The sequence below is a fragment of the Clostridium gelidum genome (assembly GCF_019977655.1).
Taxonomy (GTDB): Bacteria; Bacillota; Clostridia; order Clostridiales; family Clostridiaceae; genus Clostridium; species Clostridium gelidum.
The window spans coordinates 4,636,249-4,659,897 of record NZ_AP024849.1 but is presented as its reverse complement, the minus strand read 5'-3'; the positions used below and the strand labels follow the sequence as shown (position 1 = coordinate 4,659,897).

The 23,649-nt window shown below is 28.1% G+C and carries 22 protein-coding genes and 1 pseudogene; all 23 read left to right on the top strand.

Annotated features, from left to right (window positions below):
- Positions 1-104: 104 nt before the first annotated feature.
- Entirely contained in the window at positions 105-1,931 is a 1,827-nt protein-coding gene (typA, locus tag psyc5s11_RS21440) for a translational GTPase TypA (protein ID WP_224034499.1), read from the top strand.
- A 182-nt stretch (positions 1,932-2,113) separates the two neighbouring features.
- Entirely contained in the window at positions 2,114-3,139 is a 1,026-nt protein-coding gene (gene mltG, locus psyc5s11_RS21435; protein WP_224034498.1) for an endolytic transglycosylase MltG, read from the top strand.
- Between the two features lie 300 nt (positions 3,140-3,439).
- Positions 3,440-4,084: an O-methyltransferase gene (locus psyc5s11_RS21430; RefSeq protein WP_224034497.1), complete on the top strand. Its 645-nt coding sequence runs from the start codon at positions 3,440-3,442 to the stop codon at positions 4,082-4,084.
- A 7-nt stretch (positions 4,085-4,091) separates the two neighbouring features.
- Entirely contained in the window at positions 4,092-5,312 is a 1,221-nt protein-coding gene (locus psyc5s11_RS21425; protein ID WP_224034496.1) for a peptidase U32 family protein, read from the top strand.
- A 63-nt stretch (positions 5,313-5,375) separates the two neighbouring features.
- Entirely contained in the window at positions 5,376-6,995 is a 1,620-nt protein-coding gene (locus psyc5s11_RS21420) for a penicillin-binding transpeptidase domain-containing protein (RefSeq protein ID WP_224034495.1), read from the top strand.
- Positions 6,996-7,121: 126 nt separating this feature from the next.
- Complete coding sequence (gene sigK / locus psyc5s11_RS21415; RefSeq protein ID WP_224034494.1) at positions 7,122-7,820, top strand: RNA polymerase sporulation sigma factor SigK; 699 nt, start codon at positions 7,122-7,124, stop codon at positions 7,818-7,820.
- Between the two features lie 130 nt (positions 7,821-7,950).
- Positions 7,951-8,267: pseudogene (locus psyc5s11_RS21410) on the top strand (type IV pili twitching motility protein PilT); the annotation flags it as partial.
- Between the two features lie 99 nt (positions 8,268-8,366).
- Positions 8,367-9,623 (top strand): cell division FtsA domain-containing protein, encoded by a 1,257-nt coding sequence (locus psyc5s11_RS21405; RefSeq protein WP_375542021.1) that lies wholly within the window; start codon positions 8,367-8,369, stop codon positions 9,621-9,623.
- Positions 9,624-9,637: 14 nt separating this feature from the next.
- Positions 9,638-10,768 carry a cell division protein FtsZ gene (gene ftsZ, locus psyc5s11_RS21400; RefSeq protein ID WP_224034492.1) on the top strand — a complete coding sequence of 377 codons (1,131 nt, stop codon included), beginning with the start codon at positions 9,638-9,640 and terminating at the stop codon, positions 10,766-10,768.
- A gap of 402 nt (positions 10,769-11,170) precedes the next feature.
- The gene (locus tag psyc5s11_RS21395) at positions 11,171-12,013 is read left to right on the top strand and encodes a sigma-E processing peptidase SpoIIGA (RefSeq protein ID WP_224034491.1); all 843 of its coding nucleotides are present in this window, start codon (positions 11,171-11,173) and stop codon (positions 12,011-12,013) included.
- Positions 11,988-12,695, top strand: a complete 708-nt coding sequence (gene sigE, locus psyc5s11_RS21390) for an RNA polymerase sporulation sigma factor SigE (RefSeq protein ID WP_224034490.1) — start codon at positions 11,988-11,990, stop codon at positions 12,693-12,695. The genes psyc5s11_RS21395 and sigE overlap by 26 nt, the downstream gene beginning before the upstream one ends.
- An 82-nt stretch (positions 12,696-12,777) precedes the next feature.
- The gene (gene sigG / locus psyc5s11_RS21385; RefSeq protein ID WP_224034489.1) at positions 12,778-13,551 is read left to right on the top strand and encodes an RNA polymerase sporulation sigma factor SigG; all 774 of its coding nucleotides are present in this window, start codon (positions 12,778-12,780) and stop codon (positions 13,549-13,551) included.
- Between the two features lie 40 nt (positions 13,552-13,591).
- Positions 13,592-13,855 carry a YlmC/YmxH family sporulation protein gene (locus psyc5s11_RS21380; protein WP_224034488.1) on the top strand — a complete coding sequence of 88 codons (264 nt, stop codon included), beginning with the start codon at positions 13,592-13,594 and terminating at the stop codon, positions 13,853-13,855.
- A gap of 70 nt (positions 13,856-13,925) precedes the next feature.
- On the top strand, positions 13,926-14,375 hold the full coding sequence (nrdR, locus tag psyc5s11_RS21375; protein ID WP_224034487.1) for a transcriptional regulator NrdR: 450 nt from the start codon (positions 13,926-13,928) through the stop codon (positions 14,373-14,375).
- Positions 14,376-14,700: 325 nt separating this feature from the next.
- Entirely contained in the window at positions 14,701-15,414 is a 714-nt protein-coding gene (gene pgeF, locus psyc5s11_RS21370) for a peptidoglycan editing factor PgeF (RefSeq protein WP_375542020.1), read from the top strand.
- On the top strand, positions 15,407-16,108 hold the full coding sequence (locus tag psyc5s11_RS21365) for a winged helix-turn-helix domain-containing protein (protein ID WP_224034485.1): 702 nt from the start codon (positions 15,407-15,409) through the stop codon (positions 16,106-16,108). Before pgeF ends, psyc5s11_RS21365 begins: the two co-directional genes overlap by 8 nt.
- A gap of 2 nt (positions 16,109-16,110) precedes the next feature.
- Positions 16,111-17,817 (top strand): sensor histidine kinase, encoded by a 1,707-nt coding sequence (locus tag psyc5s11_RS21360; RefSeq protein WP_224034484.1) that lies wholly within the window; start codon positions 16,111-16,113, stop codon positions 17,815-17,817.
- Between the two features lie 469 nt (positions 17,818-18,286).
- Entirely contained in the window at positions 18,287-18,724 is a 438-nt protein-coding gene (locus psyc5s11_RS21355; protein ID WP_224034483.1) for a GNAT family N-acetyltransferase, read from the top strand.
- A 415-nt stretch (positions 18,725-19,139) separates the two neighbouring features.
- A complete protein-coding gene (gene pstC, locus psyc5s11_RS21350; protein ID WP_224034482.1) occupies positions 19,140-20,033 on the top strand; it encodes a phosphate ABC transporter permease subunit PstC in 894 nt (297 codons plus the stop codon).
- Positions 20,033-20,917: a phosphate ABC transporter permease PstA gene (gene pstA / locus psyc5s11_RS21345; protein ID WP_224034481.1), complete on the top strand. Its 885-nt coding sequence runs from the start codon at positions 20,033-20,035 to the stop codon at positions 20,915-20,917. Before pstC ends, pstA begins: the two co-directional genes overlap by 1 nt.
- A gap of 8 nt (positions 20,918-20,925) precedes the next feature.
- A complete protein-coding gene (pstB, locus tag psyc5s11_RS21340) occupies positions 20,926-21,675 on the top strand; it encodes a phosphate ABC transporter ATP-binding protein PstB (RefSeq protein ID WP_224034480.1) in 750 nt (249 codons plus the stop codon).
- A gap of 17 nt (positions 21,676-21,692) precedes the next feature.
- Entirely contained in the window at positions 21,693-22,355 is a 663-nt protein-coding gene (gene phoU / locus psyc5s11_RS21335; protein ID WP_224034479.1) for a phosphate signaling complex protein PhoU, read from the top strand.
- Positions 22,356-22,710: 355 nt separating this feature from the next.
- Positions 22,711-23,373, top strand: coding sequence for a phosphate signaling complex protein PhoU (gene phoU, locus psyc5s11_RS21330; RefSeq protein ID WP_224034478.1), 663 nt, complete (start codon positions 22,711-22,713; stop codon positions 23,371-23,373).
- Positions 23,374-23,649: the final 276 nt, after the last annotated feature.

Sequence of the window (23,649 nt, the reverse complement as noted above, 5' to 3'; positions counted from 1 at the left end):
GACGTTCTTAGCTACATAGTTTAAAGATATGAGACTGTTAGAACGGCTAGGCATCAGATAAAAAGAAAAATTTGCAGTTTAATGCTGTTTGGAGGAATAAAAAAATGGAATTAATTAAAAGAGAAGACATAAGAAATATTGCTATCATAGCCCACGTTGACCATGGTAAGACAACTTTAGTAGATGCATTACTTAGACAAAGTCATACATTTAGAGCTAATGAAAAAGTAGAAGAAAGAGTAATGGATTCTAATGACTTAGAAAAAGAAAGAGGAATTACAATTCTTTCGAAAAATACTGCAGTAATTTATAATGATATAAAAATAAATATAGTAGATACACCAGGACATGCAGATTTTGGCGGAGAAGTTGAACGTGTACTTAAGATGGTTGACTCAGTTTTGCTTGTTGTTGACTCATATGAAGGACCAATGCCACAAACTAAATTCGTTTTAAAGAAATCATTAGAACTAGGTTTAAAACCAATAGTTATAATTAACAAAATAGATAAACCAAATGCTAGACCAACAGATGTTATTGATGAAGTATTTGACCTATTTGTAGAACTAGGAGCAAATGATGAACAATTAGATTTCCAAATTATTTATGCATCAGCTAGAGAAGGTTATGCAAAACATAATGTAGATGATGAAAATAGCGATATGACTCCTATATTTGACACAATAGTAAAATATGTTGCACCACCAGAAGGTTATGCGGATGAACCACTTCAAATGCTTGTTAGTACATTAGATACAAATGCATTTGTTGGGAAAATTGCAATTGGTAAAATACACAGAGGTACAGTAAAGAGAAATCAAACTGTTACTTTATTAAAGAATGATGGATCAAATGGTAATTTCAAAATAACTAGCATATTTACATACAAGGGATTAAAAAGAGAAGAAGCAGAAGAAGCTTCAATGGGAGATATAGTTGCAGTAAGTGGTGTTCTTGATGCTAATATTGGTGATACTATAGCAGATTCTTCATCGCCAGAAGCATTACCATTTTTAGAAATAGATGAACCAACATTAAACATGAACTTCATGGTTAATGATTCACCATTTGCAGGTCAAGAAGGTGACTTTGTAACATCAAGACATTTAAGAGATAGATTAATGAAAGAACTTGAAACAAATGTAAGTTTAAGAGTAAATGAACTTACTCCAGATTGTTTTGAAGTTTCAGGAAGAGGAGAACTTCATCTTTCAGTTTTAATTGAAACAATGAGAAGAGAAGGATATGAATTCCAAGTTTCAAAAGCAAATGTTATATTTAGAGAACATAATGGCCACAAGGAAGAGCCAATGGAGTACTTAACAATTGATGTTCCAGAAGAATTTATGGGACCTGTTATGGAAAAATTAGGGCCTAGAAAAGCTGAAATGGTTAATATGACATCAGCAGTAAATGGATATACAAGATTAGAATTCACAGTTCCAGCTAGAGGTCTTATTGGATTTAGAAGTGAATTAATGACTGATACAAAGGGTAATGGAATTATGAATCACGTATTCCATTCATATGAAAAATATAAAGGAGAAATTCCTGGTAGAAGTAGAGGATCAATAGTTTCATTTGAAACTGGAGATTCAATAGCATATGGATTATATAGTGCTCAAGAAAGAGGTCAATTATTCATAGGAGCTGGTGTTCCAGTATATGGTGGTATGGTTGTTGGTGTTTCTGCAAGAGCAGATGATCTTGAAATTAATGTATGTAAAATGAAGAAACTTACTAATACAAGATCATCAGGTGCTGATGATGCATTAAAATTAACTCCACCACTTGAAATGTCTCTTGAACAATGTTTAGAATTCATAAATGGTGATGAATTAGTAGAAGTTACACCAAAAAACATAAGAATGAGAAAAAGAATTTTAGATAGTTCTGAAAGAAGAAGAACAAGTAGCAGAAGTAAAAAATAATTTTGTTAAAAATATTTTAAATATGTGGCACATTCAAAAAATAACAAACAAGTATGAGTGTATATTTTACATCATACTGTGTGGATAAATTTCTTTTATGTGCCTTAAACAAAATAAATATAATTAAAAGTAAATAGTCTTTATTAGATTATTTACTTTTAATTATATCTAGGAGAAAGTTTATGAAGAAATATAAACCCTTTAGAAAATTAATATTGTTATCTGTATTTCTTATATTTGTTATAGTGTTAATTTTTGTTAATTCTTATAATAAAGTTATAGAAAAACCATTAAAATCTAGTGAGAATACGATTTTAATTGAAGTAAAACAAGGTGAAGGATTTTATGATATATTAAATAAATTAGATAAAGAAGATAGATTATCCAATAAACTTTTGATTAAAGTAAAATTAGCTATAGATAAAAAAAACATAAAATTAAGAGAAGGTATATATGAAATAGATACTAACACAACACTAGTAAATTTGATAAATTCGCTTGAAGACGCAGCTGATGATAAAGATTTGGTGAAATTAACAATTCCGGAAGGATATTCCATAGAAGATATTGCAAGCAATTTAGAAGAAAAAGAGATTTGCTCTAAAGATGAATTCTTAAAAGCAGTTAAAAATTATGAATTGCCTAAATTCATTAAAGCTAATAATAAAAAAAGATATAATTTAGAAGGCTTTTTATATCCAGATACATATTTGATAGGAAAAAACTTAGATGCAAATTCTATAATTAAACTTATGTTAACTAGGTTTGAAGAGATGCTAAAACAAGTAAAAGATGAAACTGAAGTTGATATAAAAGATGAAGATGTGGAAAAGATAATAAATATAGCTTCTTTGATAGAAAAAGAAGCAAGAGTTGAAAAAGACAGACCATTAATTTCATCAGTGATTTATAATAGATTAGAAAAGGATATGAAACTTCAATTAGATGCTGCAGTAATTTATTCTTTAGGATATCATGTAGATGTAGTATTAAATAAGCATTTAGAAATAGATTCACCATATAATGTTTATAAGTATAAAGGACTACCGGTAGGTCCTATAGCAAATCCGGGAATTGATTGTATTAAAGCTGCATTAAGTCCCGCAAAAACTGATTATTTATATTATATTTTGCAAGAAGATAGTTCTCATTATTTTACTAATAATTATGACGACTTTTTAAAGAAGAAAAAAGAATTAGGATATTAGTACATTCGTACTTATGCGTATAATCCGCCGAAATAAGAGGGCATGCATTTGTTACGGTTACTGAAGATTTTGATGGGTGCTTCTAAGATCATAAGTTGCACCCAAAACGCTTGCTTCAAAGGCAAGCTTTGAACAAGCATTTTGGAACAACTTATAATCTAAGAAGCACAACAATCAAAATCTTCTGATGTAACACTTCACAAAAGCAAGCCCTCTTATTTCTAGTTTGTATATATACAGAAGGTATAAGCGTAACTTGGAATGTGGGTATTTATAATATTAGAAGTATGGAGGAAATTTATGAGTGAGATTACATATGACTATATGGAAGAGTATATTAGAGGGTTAATTACTGACAGAGACGGTACTTTAAAAGAAATAGAAGATTTTGCAAGAGAAAATAGGGTACCTATCGTTCAAAAGGAAACAGGAGTGTTTCTTGAATTTATGACTAGTATGAAAAAACCTAAAAGAATATTAGAACTTGGAACAGCAGTAGGTTTTTCAGCAATACTAATGTATGAAGCTTCAGGGACAGAACCAGATATTGTAACAATTGAACGTGATGAAAAAATGATAGAACTCGCAACTTTAAATTTAGAAAAGTTTAATTTAAGCAATAAAATAAAGATTGAAGAAGGAGATTGTTTAGAAATTTTAGAAAAGCTAAATGAACCTTTTGATTTAATTTTTATGGATGCAGGCAAAGGTCATTATAATCATTTTTTACCTCATTGCTTAAGATTACTTAACAAAGATGGTATAATAGTAGCAGATAATGTTCTATTTAGAGGAATGGTTGCATCTCAAGAATTAGTTAAAAGAAGAAAAATAACTATAGTAAAAAGAATGAGGACTTATTTGGAATTAGTTACTCACGATAAAGACTTAATAACATCTGTCATACCTATGGGAGATGGAATTGCAGTTACTAAGAGGAGGTAAATTTAAAATGATAAGACCAGAAATTTTAGCACCAGCAGGAAATATAGATAAACTTAAAATAGCAATAGATTTTGGAGCTGATGCAGTATACCTTGGAGGAAGCAAACTTAATTTAAGAGCATTTGCTGATAATTTTACAAATGAACAATTAAAAGAGGGTGTAGAATATGCCCACGAAAGAAACAGAAAAGTATATGTGACGATGAATGTTTTTCCTCATAATGAAGATTTAATGGGGGTTGAAGATTATTTAAGAGATTTATATACAATAGGTGTTGATGCAATAATAGCATCAGATGCAGCAATAATATCTGCTGCTAGAGAAGTTGTTCCAGAATTAGAAATTCATTTAAGTACTCAAGCTAATAATGTTAATTGGAGATCAGCGAAGTTTTGGTATGATCAAGGGGTTAAGAGAATAGTAATGGCTAGAGAACTTACTTTAATTGAAATAAAACAGATGAGAGATAATTTACCAGAACAATGTGAAATAGAAGCTTTTGTTCATGGTTCAATGTGTATAAGTTATTCAGGAAGATGTTTACTTTCTAATTATATGGTAGGAAGAGATGCCAACAGAGGCGCTTGTGCTCAACCATGCAGATATAACTATAGTTTGGTCGAAGAAAAAAGACCTGGAGAATATTATCCTATAGTTGAAGATGAAAATGGAACATATATAATGAATTCTAAAGATTTATGTATGATTGAACATATTGATGATGTTATTAATGCAGGAGTATACTCACTTAAGATAGAAGGCAGAATGAAAAGCTTATATTATGTAGCAGCTGTGGTTAAATCATATAAGCAAGCTGTAGACGCATATATGAAAGATCCTGAAAATTATAAGTTTGATCCAAAATGGATTGAAAATTTGAATAATGTAAGTCATAGACAATATCATACAGGTTTTTATTATGGACAAAACAATGAACAAGTATATGAAGATTCTGGATATATAAGAAATGCTGATATAGTTGGAATTGTAAGAGCATACGATGAAGAAACAAAAACAGCTACTATTGAGCATAAAAATAAAGTTTTAAATGGTGATACAGTAGAAGTTTTAAGAGCAGAAGGCGATAATTTTGAAATTGTACTTCATGATATGACAGAAGAAAATGGAACTTCAATTGAGAAAGCAGCTAGAGCTCAAATGACGTATAAAGTAAAAGTTGAGATTCCTTTAATGCCAAAAGATTTATTGATTAAAAATAAAGAATAAAATAAATATAGATTTTTGAATAAAACACTTTCCTTAAGGCTAGAATTTAAGCTATAAAGGGAGGTGTTTTATATTTTTACTGGAAAATTTAATAGAAATAAGAGATTAGCACAAATTACAGCTATGTTTTTAATATTAATTATGATTTTGACGGCGAAGTTATATGTGTTACAGGTATATCCATCAGAAAAGGTTCAGAGTTCTTATCAGAATCATCAAGAAGAAAATATTAGCAATATAAATTATATGATTTTAGATACTAATGGAAAAGATTTAATGACGTATGATAAAAAGTATGTACTTGTAATAGATACTAAACCATTCAGTTTAAATAATTATGAAGAAACACTAGAAGACTTAATGGCTTTAAATTTTATAATGAAGTCTGAAAATCCTGAGTTTAATTATGCAAATATAATGAAGCAAAGTGGAAAAGTATATTTTAATATTTCAGAAGATACCTATAATAAAATAAATAATCTTAAAAATATAAAAGGAATATATACTTATATTAAAGATGAAATAGATACTAAAAAAGCATGGAGTATAAATAATATGTTTTCAAAAATATTAGATGAAGAGCATGAAACTGGATCTCTTGAAGGTGAAGTTTATAATTATTTAAAAGACAATGAAAAGCCAAAAAGTGAATTTTACTTAGACAATAGGGCAGTTTATGCAAAACAATGTGTGAGTATAAGTGATAATAATAAAAATATAAAGTTAACAATAGATAAAGATATTGAAGATAAGGTCAGAAAAGTTTTAGATAAAGAAGAATACTCATATTTAAGTAATATAGGCATAAGTATAGTGGAAACCAGTAGTGGGAAAATAAGAGCTATGGTACAAAAAGATGAAAGCGCAGCTAATATAAATTTAGGAATTCAACAAATAGGATATGAACCAGGCTCAATTTATAAAATAATAACACTTGGCGCAGCTTTAGATATGGGATTAATAAATATAAATGACACTTTCACATGCAATGGTAAAATATGCAAAGAGGTTCATGGTAAATTATCAGTTGAACAAGCGTTTGAAAAATCATGTAATGATATATTTGCAGAAGTAGGTTCTAAGGTGGGATACGAAAAATTAATGGAATACTCAGAAGCACAAGGATTATATGATAGAGTATTAAATTTAGAAAGTGGAAATAGGAATGAGGCAAAAGGTGTAAAGCCACTTAAGGAAGCAGGAATAAATAATATATCTATAGGACAATGTATGAATGTAACCCCAGTACAGATGTTAGGTGCAATAAATACTATAGTCAATAATGGAGTATATGAAAAGCCATATATAGTTGAAAGTATTTTAGATAAAGATGATAATGTCATAAAAGAATTCAAAACTGATAAAAAAAAGGTGTATAGTGAAACAACGTCTAAATTGATTAAGAATTCTATGAGACAAGTTGTTATAAAAGGAACAGGAATTAAGGCATATATAGGAGATTTAGATATAGGAGGTAAAACAGGTTCTGCAACAGGTAATGAAGGAAAGACACATGGCTGGTTTGCAGGATATTTCAATATAGGAGAAAAAAATTATACAATGGTAGTATTTACACCTGAGATAGAGTCGCGTAAAGATAAGGAGTATGGAGAACTAGGAGGAGGAGATACGGCTGCACCAATATTTAAAGACATAGTTAAAACTTTAAATATGAGAGAATAAAAAAATAATATTATAATATAAATGTAAAATATTATAATAGAACTAATATAAAAAATAAAAGAGTACACGCAACTTTTCTAAATTTCAAACATATTATAATATTAAGCACTGCTATGGAGGAAAAAGGTGTTTATATTAAATAGCTTTATAGACTTAATATGTAATTCATTATTTTTAACGGGATATGTAACAAATAGTAATACTTTTCCAATGCCCTTAGATGAAACAGAAGAACGAATGTATTTAAAGAAGTTTAAAGAGGGAGATAAAACTGCAAAAAGCATTTTGATTGAAAGAAACTTAAGATTAGTAGCTCATATAGTTAAAAAGTATTCATTTCCTAATAAAGATGTAGATGAATTAATTTCCATAGGTACTGTTGGATTAATAAAAGCTATTGATTCCTTTGATTCTAGTAAGGGAACTAGACTTGCTACTTATGCTTCAAGGTGTATTGAAAATGAAATTTTAATGCTGTTTAGAAATAATAAAAAACAAAAAAATGAAATTTATCTGCAAGATCCAATTGGAGTGGATAAAGAGGGAAATGAATTTTGCCTTATGGACATATTAAGTAGTGAAAAAGATTGCGTTTTAGAAAAAGTTGAAAGTAATTTACAAATTAGAGCTTTATATAAAAAATTAGTTGAGTCATTAACTAAAAGAGAAAGTTCTATTTTAATAATGCGATATGGATTAATAGATGGAAAGTGCAAAACACAAAGAGAAATAGCGGTAAATTTAGGGATTTCCCGTTCTTATGTATCGAGAATAGAAAAGAAAGCTTTAAAAAAATTAAAAAAAGAGTTATTTACAAAAAATTAAAAAGATAAATGTATTTTATGTATATAAAGAAATATTGACATACTTAGAATAAGGGTGCTATTTTTAATATAGCACCCTTATTATTTGCTATATATGGAATTAAAGGAAAATAAAATTGTTAATAACCAAAAAGATAATTAGCTCATTTGAATCTGGACATCAAAATGAAGTTAAAATTCAATTATCTTCGTTACTTAGAGTGTTGTTTCACAGGTGCTATTACCAATGGCCTCGGGAAAAGGTAGAACATCAGCAATGTGAATAATGGTATGTACACCAAGTATAAAAAATATTATTAGAGAATGGAATTATGAGCAAATTAATAGTTTTATTCAAATGGGATAAAAATTTGGAATGCAAACTATTGATATGGATTTGAAAAGATTAGTAAATAATAATATTATATTAAGGGAACAATATGAGATGTGGATAAAAAATAATAAATAAATTTAATGAATTGTAAAAAAAAAAGAGGAATTTCGAAATATATGTTGAATTATAGTGCAAGTAGATTTTTTCCTCGAAGGAAATGAAAGGCTTGATTTTATGCAACAAGATATAATTACGGTTGTAGATTTTGGAAGCAAAAAGTTATCTGCAACTGTAGCAGCTAAAGGAAAAGAGGATCTTGAAATATTATGTGTTAAATCCTGTAAATCAATAGGTATAGAAAAAGGATTGTTAACAGACATTAAGAAATGTAAAGAAGTTGTAATTAACTTATTACAGGAAGTGGAAGGAACAGCGAACAGCGAAATTAAATCCTTAGCAATTGGGATTTCTTCAAGCAAAGTTAGAATTTCAGAAACAACAATTTCAATTATGTTAAAAGAAGAAAAGGTTACAAGCGGAGATATAAAAAGAGCACTAAAAAAGGCACATGAAACCATTACTATAAGTAGTGATGAGTCTATAGTGGATGCACTTATAAATTTCTATATGTTGGATGGAAATGTAATACATAAAGATATACTTAATTGGAAAGGCAAAAAACTTGAATTAAATCTTACATTAGTAATAGCAAAAACAAAAGAAATTGAAAAATATTATGAACTTTTTAAAGAAACTAAATACAATATTGAATTTATAAAACTTAATATATTAGCAGGAAAACAAATATTTTTAAATGAAAAAAATTCTATAGGTCATGTTGCGTTAGCAGATATTGGAGCTGGAATTGTTGATGTAGTTTTGTTTAATAATGGCATTCCTAAAAATATAGATTGTGTGCAAATAGGTGGAAATAATATCACTAATGATTTAGCTATTTGTGGAGAATTTTCTTTTTTAGAAGCAGATAATATGAAAAAGATTTATTCAAGTAATTACAAGGCTTTGTATAACGATACTTCTATTCCTGATGAAATTGAAGTAGGGACTATAAAAGTGTCTAGGAAATTATTTTATGAAGTTACAAATGCTAGGATAGAAGAGATATTGAATCATATTAATATTAAATTAAAAAATACTGGTCATTATGATAGAATTTGTAGTATAATTCTATATGGGGATGGAGTCGGTTATTTTGAAGATATAAATGAAACTGTTCACAAGATCTTTAAAATGAAAAACAAGGTCATAAAAAGAACTGATTTAGGGATAAAGAACTCTGAAAATATAACTTCATTGGCAATTGCTAAAGAAGTATATGATAGATTGAATTTATTAGAGGATAAGATCATAGTTCTAACTAATAAAAGTAATGAAAATAAGAAAAAAAGTAAAATGGAAAATTTACACAATATTGAAGATGAAAATCATATTTTGAGAAAAGTTAAAGGTTTTTTTGATAAGCTTTTTTAAGGGGAGGAATTATTTTGTTGGATTTTGAAGCAGATATGCAAGAATTAACCAATATAAAAGTTGTTGGTTGCGGTGGCGGTGGAAGTAACGCCGTGAATAGAATGATAGTTGAGGGATTGAAAAATGTTGAATTTATTGCAATAAATACAGATAAGCAAGCGTTATTGCTTTCTAATGCAAATCAAAAAATTCAAATTGGAGAAAAACTAACTAAAGGTTTAGGTGCTGGTGCAAATCCTGAAATAGGAAAGAAAGCAGCAGAAGAAAGTAGAGAAGAAATTACAGCTTCAGTAAAGGGTGCTAATATGGTATTTATTACTGCTGGAATGGGTGGCGGAACAGGAACTGGAGCTGCTCCAATCGTTGCAGAAATAGCTAAATCTATGGAGATATTAACTGTAGGAGTAGTTACAAAGCCATTTCCTTTTGAAGGTAAAAGGAGAATGAGACATGCTGAAATTGGAATTGAAAATTTAAAAGAAAAAGTTGATACATTAGTTATAATTCCAAATGAAAGATTACTTAGCATGGCAGATAAGAAAACTACACTGCTTGACTCATTTAAATTAGCTGATGAAGTTCTAAGACAAGGTGTACAAGCGATTTCAGACTTAATTACAATAACAGGTGTAATTAACGCAGACTTTGCTGACATAAAAGCAGTAATGCTTGATAAAGGATTAGCTCATATGGGTGTTGGATTTGGTAAAGGGGATACTAGAGCTCAAGATGCTGTTAAGCAAGCTATATCATCTCCGCTATTAGAAACATCAATAGAGGGAGCTACAGATGTTATTATAAACTTTACTGGTGGAGCAGACATGGGAGCACTAGAAGTATATGATGCAGCAGATGTTGTACGTGAAGCTGTTGATCCAGATGCAAATATAATAGTAGGAGCTGTAATAGATGAAAGTCTTAGCGAAGAAATAAGAATTACTGTTATAGCAACTGGATTTGAAATTGAAAAGAATAAAATAATAGTAAATCCTATAGAAGAAATAAAGAAATCACAAGTACAAGAAGTTGTAAATCAAGAACCAGAAGTTGCTATAGACATAAAACAACCAGAAACTAGTTCTAGTACTTTTGAAGCAGATGATTTAGATATACCTGTTTTTTTAAGAAGACAAAAGAGACATTAATATACAAATAAAAATTAATTATTTTTAATAATCATAAATAAAAAAATAGACAGTCAATATACATAATATATTGATTGTCTATTTTTTTTATTTATGTATAGGAAATTATAGAGTTTTAGACACATGAAAATAAATAACAAGTCCAAAGTTGCCTTTTTGATTGTGCCCTACTGGATGGAAATTAGATTTTAATATACTTTTTATAGCAAATTTATATAAGATAAAAGAATTTATTTTTATATATTAGGTTAGTTTTAAATATAAAAAAGCAAACAAAAAAATATGGTGCAAGTATATGTAAAAAGTTAAATTAAAAAAACAAATTTATATAATGTGATTGCGACAAATTTTTAGGATTGATAAGTATATAATAAAATTCATACAGATAGGAGGAGTTAAGACATGGAAGTTTATGCTGATGTTGTAATTTTAGAGAATTGTATAGTAAATTTCTTTTTATTAACTTTGACTATGAAGTGTATAAAACATAAGTGTAAGATGGTTGCATTAATATATTCTAGCCTCATAGGAGGAATATATACTATAGTTTTGCTAATTCCTAAGCTAAAGATACTATCATACTTGCCCTGTGAACTTGCAATAGCTTGCATAATGATTAGAATAGTATACGGAAAGACAAGCGTTTTCAATATGATTAAAGTATTAGGTATATTTTTAATGGTGACATTTACGTTGAGTGGAATTTGTTTTTTATTTTCATTAAAGCAAAACGTATATTTACTAGGACATACATTTAGAATAGAAAAATATTCAGTTAAATATATTATGTTAGGAATAATGATTATATATTTAATTTACAGTAGATTTATAGAGTATATTAAAGATAAATTATTTACAAATAACTTTAGTTTTAATATTGAATTTGAAGCCCAAAATAGACAATATAGTTTTAAAAGTTTTTTGGATACTGGAAATGAATTAAGAGAGCCAATTACTAATCTTCCGTGTATTTTAATTGAAGAAAATTTAATAAATGATATAAACTTTGAAGGTAAGAATGTATATTATATACTTTATAGTTCAATTGGGTATGGAGGAACGCTTAAAGGTATAAGAGTTAATAATATAAAAGTGAAAAAAAAGAACTGTTTGTATGAACAAATTGATGCAATAATATGTCCGTGTAAAGAAAAGTTAAGTAGTGAACATGAATTTAATGCGTTATTATCAAGAGGAGTAACATATAAGGGGGATATATATGGAAAAACTAATTCTGTTTTTTAATAAGTTGATATGTAAACTTAAATTATTTAGAGGAAAATTATATTATGTTGGAGGAAATGATGCACTTCCACCACCATTATCAAAGGATGAAGAAGAAGAGTTAGTAAATAAATTAGGTAATGGGGATGAAAAAACTAGAGCTACATTAATTGAGAGAAATTTAAGATTAGTTGTTTATATTGCTAGAAAATTTGAAAATACAGGTGTATATGTAGAAGATTTAATATCTGTTGGAACTATTGGGCTAATAAAAGCTGTAAATACTTTCAATCCAGAGAAAAAGATAAAACTAGCAACCTATGCATCAAGATGTATAGAAAATGAAATATTAATGTATTTAAGAAGAAACAGCAAGATAAAAGCTGAAATTTCATTTTATGAACCTCTAAATATTGATTGGGATGGAAATGAACTATTATTATCAGATATCTTGGGTACTGAAAATGATACGGTTTATAATTTAATAGAAGATGAAGTTGATAAGCAGTTATTAGTTATGGCCTTAAAAAGTTTAAATGATAGAGAAAAAGAAATAGTACGTCTTAGATTTGGATTAAATGGAACAATGGAAAAGACACAAAAAGAAGTTGCCGATATGCTTGGAATATCACAATCGTATATATCTAGATTAGAAAAAAAGATAATTAAAAGATTAAAAAAAGAAATAAGTAGAATGATTTAGCTTGTCTGCAAGTATAAAAGTATTGCCTATCGGAGATAATGTTTAATGCAATGGATTATTACTTTCGAAGGGGTTGATACTTGTGATAATTAACAAAGTAGAAATATGTGGCGTTAATACTTCAAAACTCCCTATACTTAAAGAAAAAGAAAAAAAGCAACTTTTTCTACAGATGAAGGCAGGAGACAAAAGTGCAAGAGAAACTTTTATAAAGGGAAATTTAAGATTAGTACTTAGTGTTATTAAAAGGTTTAACAATAGAGGAGAAAACATTGATGATTTATTTCAAGTTGGCTGTATAGGATTGATGAAGTCAATAGATAATTTTGATTTAGGCCAAAATGTTAAATTTTCAACTTATGCAGTTCCAATGATAATTGGAGAAATTAGAAGATATTTAAGAGATAATAATTCTATTAGAGTTAGCAGATCTCTAAGGGATATTGCGTATAAAGCTTTAATTATGAGAGAGCGGTTTATAAAAGATAATAATAAAGAACCTACTATATCGCAAATTGCAAAAGAACTTGAATTGCCAAGAGAAGATGTTGTTTTTGCGCTAGATGCAATACAAGATCCTGTATCATTATTTGAGCCAATTTATCATGATGGCGGAGATGCTATATTTGTAATGGATCAAATAAGTGACCAAAAAAATACTGATGAACATTGGCTTGAAAACATTTCCATAAAAGAGGCCATGAAGAAACTTACCGATAGAGAAAAATTAATATTAAATTTAAGATTTTTTAATGGAAGAACTCAAATGGAAGTTGCAGATGAAATTGGAATTTCACAAGCTCAAGTTTCAAGATTAGAAAAAACAGCTTTAAAGCATATGAGAAAACATGTATAGAAATAAGATATTAATAATATTATAATTATGGGGGATAATTATGGAACTCGAACTACACTCACTTAATGCTATGAGAAATATGGAAGTAATAGATATATTAACAGGAACTAAAATAGGATTTATAAAAGATTTTAAAATAAACTGTGATGATAATAAAATAATTTCATTAATATTGCCTGGAGAAATAAAGACATGGTTTGGAAAAGAAGACGAAAAAGAAATTTTGTGGAAAGATATAATTAAAATAGGAACTGATGTTATATTGGTAAACACAAAAGATGGAGAACCTGTAAACAATATATAGCCATATTTCCAAAATGTATGTATAATAACTATAGGGTTTGATACACGAAAGCTATGAGGTGAGTTAAAGTATGAAATGTCCATTTTGCGGATTTGAAGAAAGTAAGGTTGTTGATTCTAGATCAACAGATGATAACACAACAATTAGAAGAAGAAGAGAATGTTTAAAATGTTCTAAGCGTTATACTACATATGAAAAGATAGAGGATTTTCCTATTTTAGTAATAAAAAAAGACTTAACTAGAGAAAACTTTAATAAAGAAAAAATAATTAATGGCTTAATTATAGCATGCCAAAAAAGACCTATATCTAGAAAGCAAATAGAAGATCTGGCATATGATATAGAAAAAACAATTTCTAATAGTATGCTTACGGAAATTCCAACAAAGGATATAGGAGAAATGGTTATGGCTAGACTTAAAGATTTAGATGAAATATCATATGTAAGATTTGCATCTGTTTATAGACAATTTAAGGATATAAATACTTTTCTAGAAGAAATAAAAAATCTTGTGAGATAATCATATTAGTAAGGATGTTGAAAAAAATTTCAACATCCTTTTTCTTATAAGGCACATGAAGATAAATAATAAGTCCAAAGTTGCCATGGAAGGTTCTTGATTGTGCCTAATGTTATATATAAGTTAAACTTTAGTTAATAAAGATGATAAATATTAAATAAAATGTTAATATTAAATTATATATAGTAATTAGTATTTTTATAATAAATAATGTAGTAGAAGTTTTATTTAAGAAAATTATAAGAAATTTTTAGTATTACAAATTTTATGGAGGATTAGATTGAATAAATTAGATTTTAACTTATTAAAGAAAAAAGATGATTTTATGATAATAGATAATGAGAAATTTCAAATTGTATTTACAAATGCGGAGAAAGAAAGAAGTTTTAATAGAAGTACAGAAGAGGGCATAAAAGAACTTAATTCATTGAAAAAAGAGTTTAATGTTAAGGATATAATATATCTTAAGCAAATTCACAGTGATAAGATATTGAAATATACAGCAAAAGAAAAAAGTATTAAGGATGAAGAAGGTGATGCAATAATAACAAATGAAAAAGATGTTATTATTGGAGTTTTTACTGCAGACTGTGTACCGGTTATATTGATTGATGAGGAAAACCAAGTTGTGGCTGCAATTCATAGTGGCTGGAAAGGAACTTTTGAATCAATTACATTTAAAACTATTGAAAAAATGAAGCTTGAATTTAATGCAAATGAAAGTAATATTAAAGCATATATAGGTCCACATATTAAGAAATGTTGTTATGAAGTTTCAGAAGAACTAAAATTTAAGTTTATAGATAAAAAGAATACAATAAATAAAGAAGAATTATTTGATAAAAATAATCTTAACTTAGAAGCATGTATAATGGATGATTTAAAAAGAGCTGGAGTAAAAAATTCTAATATAAATAACTTGGATTTATGCACGTATTGTAGTGAGGATATTAAATTACATTCATATAGGAAGTCGCAGGGCTCTTATGGAAGAATGTTTTCTTTTATTACGTTAAGGGGGAAAAGAAAAGATGACTAAAGAAAAAGTATTAATAGTTGATGATGAGGAACATATAGTTGAATTATTAAAATTTAATTTGCTTAATGCAGGATATGATGTTTATACAGCTAATGATGGTATAAATGCAGTGAAGATAGCTAAAGCAGAAAAACCTGGTCTAATGTTACTTGATTTAATGTTGCCTGGGATAGATGGATTTGATGTTTGTAAGGAAATAAAAAGAGATGATGAAATGAAAAAGACATCAATAATAATGTTAACAGCAAAAGGGGAAGAACTAGATAAAATATTAGGTTTGGAACTTGGAGCAGATGACTACATAACAAAACCATTTTCAGTTAGAGAATTACTTGCACGAGTAAAAGCTGTTTTAAGAAGAACAAATTCAATTGGAGAAATGGAAAATGATATATATGATTCACAAAATCTTAAAGTGGATTATGAACGTCATGAAGTATATGTTAAAGGGAACAAGGTAGATTTAACATTAAAAGAATTTGAACTTTTACAAATATTAATAAAAAATAAAGGTAAAATTCTTACGAGAGAAACTTTATTGGACAAGATATGGGGTTATGAGTATATAGGTGAAACAAGAACTGTAGATGTTCATATAAGATATCTTAGAAAGAAGATAGAAGAAGATGATAAAAATCCACGATTTATTGAAACTATAAGAGGAGTGGGTTATAGATTTAACCCGGCAGAATAATAATGAAAAATAAGATATTGTCTTCTGTTATTATAACAGTATTATTTGCAATAGTGATTGTAACATCTTCTTTTATGATGCTAATGAATTTAGAAGAAATTAAAAATACAAAAGAAGAACTTAAAAATGTTAATTATTTGATTTCTGAACTTAATAATATTACAGATATTAGTCACAATGATTATGAGAATTTAAAAAGATTAAATGATTTGAAAATAAACAATATAAATGTACGATTTACACTTATAGATAATAATGGAATTGTATTATATGATAATGAGGAAAAAAGTAGTGAAAATCATAGCAGTAGACTAGAAGTTAAAGACGCTCTTGAAAAGGGTGAAGGATATTCTAGAAGATATAGTAGCACAATTAAAGCTAATTTTCTTTATTATGCAACTAGGTTGGATAATAATTTATTAATTAGAAGCTCTGTTCCTATATATACAATAACTATATTACATCAAGAAAATATTATGTATTGTTTACTAATATTAGCTTTAGTTCTTATATTTTCTATATTCTTATCTTTGAGATTGGTTAAGAAAATCATTGAACCAGTAAAAGAATTAGAGAGAGTAACTTTAAAAATGACTAAAGGGGATTATAAAATAAGAGCTGACGTTAAAACTAATGATGAACTTGGAACACTGGGTAATAGTTTTAATAACATGGCAGATCAATTACAAATGAAGATTCATGAAGTTATAGAGAAACAAACAAAAATAGAATCAATATTGAAGAGCATGGAAAGTGGAGTTATAGCCGTGGACAACCATAATAGGGTAATTTCTATTAATCCATGTGCAGAATCATTACTTGGAATAAAGAAAAGTATTATTGGGGAATGTCTGTTAGATTACGTGAATGATTATGATATAAATAAATTTTTAGAGCAAGAAGAGGAAAATGATAAAGAGATAAAAATACTTCATCCAATAGAAAGAGATTTTAAAATTAAAAAATCAGAAATGTTTGATGGTGTAGAGAATATCGGTAAAGTTATAACATTCCAAGATATTACAGATATAAATAGAGTTGAACTTATGAGAAGTCAGTTTGTTGCTAATGTATCCCATGAACTAAAAACTCCTTTAACATCTATAAAAGGATTTGCTGAAACGTTAAAATTTGTCAAAGACGATGAAACAAGAGAGAAGTTTTTGGATATTATAGATAAGGAAGCTGAACGATTATCAAGGCTTATAAATGACATATTAGTTTTATCAAGTATTGAAAGTAATTTAATTGCTGATGTTGATGAGTTTGAACCAGGATTAGTAATTGAAGAAGTCTTAAACATTATGAGAAAAAGTGCAATTAATAGAAATATTAAAATAGAATTCATAAATAATAATACTGAATGTATTCTAGGAGATAGAGATAAGTTTTATCAATTAGGCTTAAACTTGATTGAAAATGCAATAAAATATTCAAAAGATATATCAGGGATAGTAGAGGTTGAAAGTTTTAGTAAAGATGAATATTATTGTTTGACAGTAAAAGATAATGGATTAGGTATACCTAAAGAAGACATATCAAGAATATTTGAGAGATTTTATAGAGTAGATAAGTCAAGGAAAAAAGGTGGAACAGGTCTTGGATTAGCTATTGTAAAACATATTGTTAAAATATTTAATGGAGAAATTAATGTTAAAAGTGAACTTGAAGAAGGAACGACTTTTGAGGTAAAAATACCATACGTTTAGATACATAAGGTGAAAACTATACTTATGAGAATAAATCGCTGAAATTGGATACATGTTTATTCCGTTGGACTAAGAAAATTTCGCTGGAAACTTCTAAATGGCAGGTTGCACCCATTTCTGCTTGCTCCTGAGGCAAGCTCAGGACAAGCAGAAATGGAACAACCTGCCATAAAGAAGTTTCAACAGCTTATTTTCTAATGCCAACTGCACAAACATGTATCCAATTTCTCTGTTTGTACTTATATATAATATTTAATTAATAGGCTATGTTTTAAATCAATGTTAAAAATGGATATTTATTAAAAATAGCAAATATATATGTGTGTAACATTTTGTAAATTATGTTATAATAAGTGCTGCGAAAACTATAATCTAATGAACAATAGTAGATTATAACGTAACAACAATATATTAGGTTAATCAATGACTGTAGATTCTTACACAATGATTATTAAAAGGAGAGATATACATGGATAAAGAAACTACTTATGTTAAAGAATTATTGAATAAAGAAGATTTACTTAAAGCATTTCCAGTAATGAAACAGTTGAGAACTCATTTAGTTGAGCAAACATATTTAAATTTAATTGAAGATATGAAAAAAGAAGGCTATAAAATGTTTGCACTTTATGTAGGCAAAGAAATTGTTGCAGTAGCAGGTGTGATTAGACTTACAAATCTATATTATGGCAAACATGTATGGGTCAATGATTTAGTTACTGATGTAAATCAAAGGTCAAAGAAATATGGACAAATTCTCCTATCATTTATTAATGAATGGGCAAAAGAAAATGGTTGTGATGTGGTTGCATTATCATCTGGATTACAACGAGTAGAAGCACATAAGTTTTATGAATTCAAAATGGGATTTGATAAAACCAGTTTTGTATTTAAAAAGCACCTATAATTTTTATATTTAATAGATATAATACACAATGTTCTTTTATTTAGCATTATAGGTGGACAATCCCACCTATAATTTTTTTGCCTATATTTCAACACTATATTAAAACATAGCCAATTGATAAAAATATTTAACATTAATTCTAATTGAAATGTTAAATCTTTTTAACATTCATCTAATATAATTTAACATATATCTAATAATAGATTAACTAAAAGGGTATATTATAAAATATGTAATAATAAAAGAATATAAGGCCAACGTAGTAAGTAATTTATTATTGGAGGTAGGGAATAATGAAAATAAGAACATTGAAATTAATAGCAAGTGAAGATAATAGGTCTAGTGCAGAAAATCTAGGATTTATTTTAGGGACTGAAATGAAAGTAAAATAATTCAATTAAAGGATGAGTAAAAGATGGAAAAAAGAAGTTTTAAAGAAAGGCTTAGAAATGAATATTTAGGCCAAGGTTTTGCAATAATGTGTGGAATATTAATAATACTTATAACAATATCAATTATAGTATTTATAACATCAAAGGGATTAAGAATATTTACACAAGACGGATATAGCCTCTCAGAATTCTTATTTAAAAATAATTGGAAGCCTAATAAAGGTGGAGAACCTTCTTTTGGAGCACTAGCTTTTATATTAGGTTCAACATTTGTATCAATAGGTGCAGTAATTTTAAGTGCTCCTATTGCCATTGCCTTAGCAATATTTGTAAATGTTATATCTAGTAAATTTGGAAAGAAGATAATAAAGCCATCTTTAGAAATATTAGTTGGAATACCCTCTGTTGTTTATGGGTGGGTTGGTATTTCTGTATTAGTTCCATTTATTAAAAATAACTTTACAGGAATGGGATTTTCATTAATTGCAGGTGTTTTAGTTCTTTCATTAATGATATTACCGACTATAGCAACTTTAGCTATTGATGCTATAAAAATTATACCTAAAGATCACATCGAAGCCTCTTATGGACTTGGAGCTACAAGATGGCAAACAATTTCTAGAGTTATAGTTCCAGGTGCAAAAACTGGAATACTTACAGGTGTTGTCCTTGGTATAGCAAGAGCTTTTGGAGAAGCATTAGCAGTACAAATGGTTATTGGTAATACTGTGAAAATACCAGATGGAATTTTTTCTTCAATGTCTACACTCACAAGTATTATAACTATGGACATGGCTAATACAGTTTCTGGAACAGCATGGAATGATGCACTATGGACTTTGGCATTGATTTTGCTCATAATTTCCTTTGTCTTTATAGTTATAGTTAGAATGATTGAAAAAAGGAGTGAAGCATAATGGATGCAAAAAAAGTTGATAAGATTGCAACGATTATATTTTATATAATAAGTATCTTCGTAGTATTATTACTCGGTGCATTTATCTTATACATTTTATATAAAGGCGGCAGTATGCTAAAGCCTTCATTCATATTTGGTAAACCTAAATTAACAGGAGCTGGTGGTGGAATTGGACCACAATTGTTCAATTCATTTTACATGTTAGTTGTTTCTTTAATAGTTACAGTTCCAATTGGAATTGGAGCAGGTATCTATTTAGCTGAGTATGCAAAGGAAGGGCCTGTTCTTAGATTTATAAGAATGTCTCTTGAAACAATGTCTTCACTTCCATCTATTGTTATAGGTATGTTTGGATTACTAGTTTTTGTTAATATGGCAGGATGGGGATACTCAATACTTGCAGGAGCTTTATCAGTAAGTATATTAAATATACCATCTATGACTAGAATTTCTGAAAATGCTATAGTAGCAGCAAGTAAAAGAGTAAAAGAAGCTTCACTTGGCCTTGGGGCAACTAGATGGCAAACTTTAGCCAAACTTACAGTACCAACAGCCATGGGTGAAGTATTAACAGGTATAATACTCGCAGCTGGAAGGATATTTGGTGAAGCAGCAGCATTCTTGTATACTGCAGGATTAAGTTCAAAAAATTTAGACTTTAATTCAATAAGTTTAACTGGGAACAGTTCACCATTTTCACTTTTCAGACCATCAGAAACCTTAGCAGTTCATATATGGAAGTTAAACTCAGAGGGAATAGTACCTGATGCAGCAGCAATTGCAAATGGAACAGCAGCAGTACTTATAATAGCAGTTCTATTATTTAATATAGGCGCAAGGTTACTTGGAAATAGATTAATGAAATCTTATAGTGGGAAGTAGGTAGAATTATGAATATTATAGAAACTAAAGACTTATGTTTATATTATGCAGATAATCAAGCTCTTAAAAATATAAATATGTCTATAAATAAAAATGAGGTTACAGCACTTATTGGACCTTCTGGTTGTGGAAAATCAACTTTCTTAAGAACTTTAAATAGAATGAATGATTTAATTGAAATTGTAAGAATAACAGGTGAAGTTTTTTTTGAAGATAAGGATATATATAAAGATTATGATGAGATATCTTTAAGAAAAAGAATAGGTATGGTATTTCAAAGACCAAATCCATTTCCAATGTCTATTTATGATAACATTGCATATGGAGCTAGAATACATGGGACAAAAAATAAAAAGGTTTTAGATGAAATTGTAGAAAAGAGTTTAAAAGGAGCAGCACTTTGGGATGAGGCTAAAGATAGATTAAAGTCAAGTGCTCTTGGAATGTCAGGTGGACAGCAACAAAGATTATGTATTGCTAGAACACTAGCAGTTTCACCAGAAGTAATTTTAATGGATGAACCAACATCAGCATTAGACCCTATTTCGACGGGTAAAATGGAAGAACTTATGGATGAACTTAAAAAGAAGTATACAGTAATAATAGTAACGCATAATATGCAACAAGCAGGAAGAATAGCTGATAAAACTGCCTTCTTCTTAAATGGTGAAGTTATTGAATATGGAAAAACGGAAGATATATTTTATAATCCAAGAGATAAAAGAACAGAAGATTATATTACGGGTAGATTTGGCTAAAAAGGAGTGTTAGTATTATGACAAGAGGATCTCAAGATGCAAGGGTAAAAATTATAAATAGAGAATTGTTAAATATGTCGAGTTTAGTAGAAAAACAAATATATGAGAGTATGGTTAGTCTGAAAAATTACGATGTAGAAAAAGCTAATAAAGTTATTAAAGATGATGATAAAGTTGATGAAATGCAAAAAACAATAGAAGAGGAATGTATTAAATTTATTGCGACAGAACAACCACTGGCAACAGATTTAAGAAGAGTATTTACTGCTTCAAAGATAGTAACAGATTTAGAAAGAATGGCAGATCATGCAGTAGATATATGCAAGATAACAAAGCGCTTAGGTGAGAAGGTAAAATCATTTGGTGGAAGTTCAGATGAATTATGGGAAATGGATAAAAAAGTCAGATCTATGATTAAAGCATCTATAGATTCATATATTAATGAAGATGAAGAAATGGCGTATAGGATTTGTGAGAAAGATGATGAAATAGATGCATTTTACAAGTCTTTATTTGCTGCATTAATTGATGCAATCAAAGTAGATGAAAATTCAATTCATAAAGGGACTCAATTGTTATTTGTCATAAAGTATTTAGAAAGAATAGGAGATCATGTAACTAATATATGTGAGTGGACTATTTTCTCTAAAACGGGAGTTTATGTAGATTTAAATGAATAGAAATCGTGTTAATGTGTAAAACCCTTCTAAATTGAATATAATACTAATGATAAGTGTAAATTTGAATGCAGGTATCTATGGAGATATGATAAAAAATTAAGCTGTCTCAAAATAGAAAGATAATTTCTATTTTGAAACAGCTTAATTTTTTTACAGGACATTTTTTGTAAGAACCATATAGTATAGAATTTAAATGAAGAATATTAATTTTTATTCTCGATTTATTTAGAACGAAATTTTGAATGATAATAGTTATGTGTTATTGACATAACGTTTACATTGATGTAATATAAAAAAATATACAGGAATTATATCTGTAATATAGTAGATTTGGCTAGAGAGGGGCAAGGTTAGAATGACAAGAGGATCACAGGATATTAAGGTTAAAAATATACATAGAGAATTAGTAACTATGGCTAGCTTAGTAGAAAAACAAATATATCAAAGCATGCTTAGTTTGAAGAATTATGATATAGAATTAGCAAATAAGATTATAAATAATGATGATAAAGTTGATGATATGCAAAAGGTAATAGAAGAACAATGCATTAAGTATATTGCATCAGAACAACCTTTAGCAACGGATTTAAGAAAGATAATGACAGCTTCAAAAATAGTTACAGATTTAGAAAGAATGGCAGATCATGCAGTTGATATATGCAAAATAACAAAAAAGATAGGTGAAGATATAAAGTTATTTAAGAAAAGTTTAGATGCTTTATGGGAAATGGAAGAAAAGGTAAGGTCCATGATAGGCCTCGCTATAAATTCATATATTAATGATGATGATGATATGGCATATAAGATTTGCCTTAAGGATGATGAGATAGATTCGTTTTATAAAGATTTATTTGCCAAATTCGTTAGTGAAATGAAATTGGATGAGAGTTTAACTGAAAAGGGAATTAGACTTTTATTTGTAATAAAATACTTAGAGAGAATAGGCGATCATGTAACAAATATTTGTGAATCAACGGTTTATTCTAAAAGTGGAGTTTATGTAGACTTAAATGAATAATTTTCTAATAGTTACGTTTTTCTTTAATCTATTAAAAAGTCAGGTATACAATTTGAATTTTGTATGCCTGACTTTTTATTGCTTAAATATCTTAGGGTGATTATTAGTACTAAGCTACTTCATATTTCATTATATTCTTTTAATTTCAAAAACTATTTAACTTTATTGATAAAGGAATGCATTATAAAAAATAATATCAATTTTTATGAAAAGGTTCTATAGAAATCTTATATGGACAATCTACTTATAGTATTTATGATTATATTTATTAGTAAA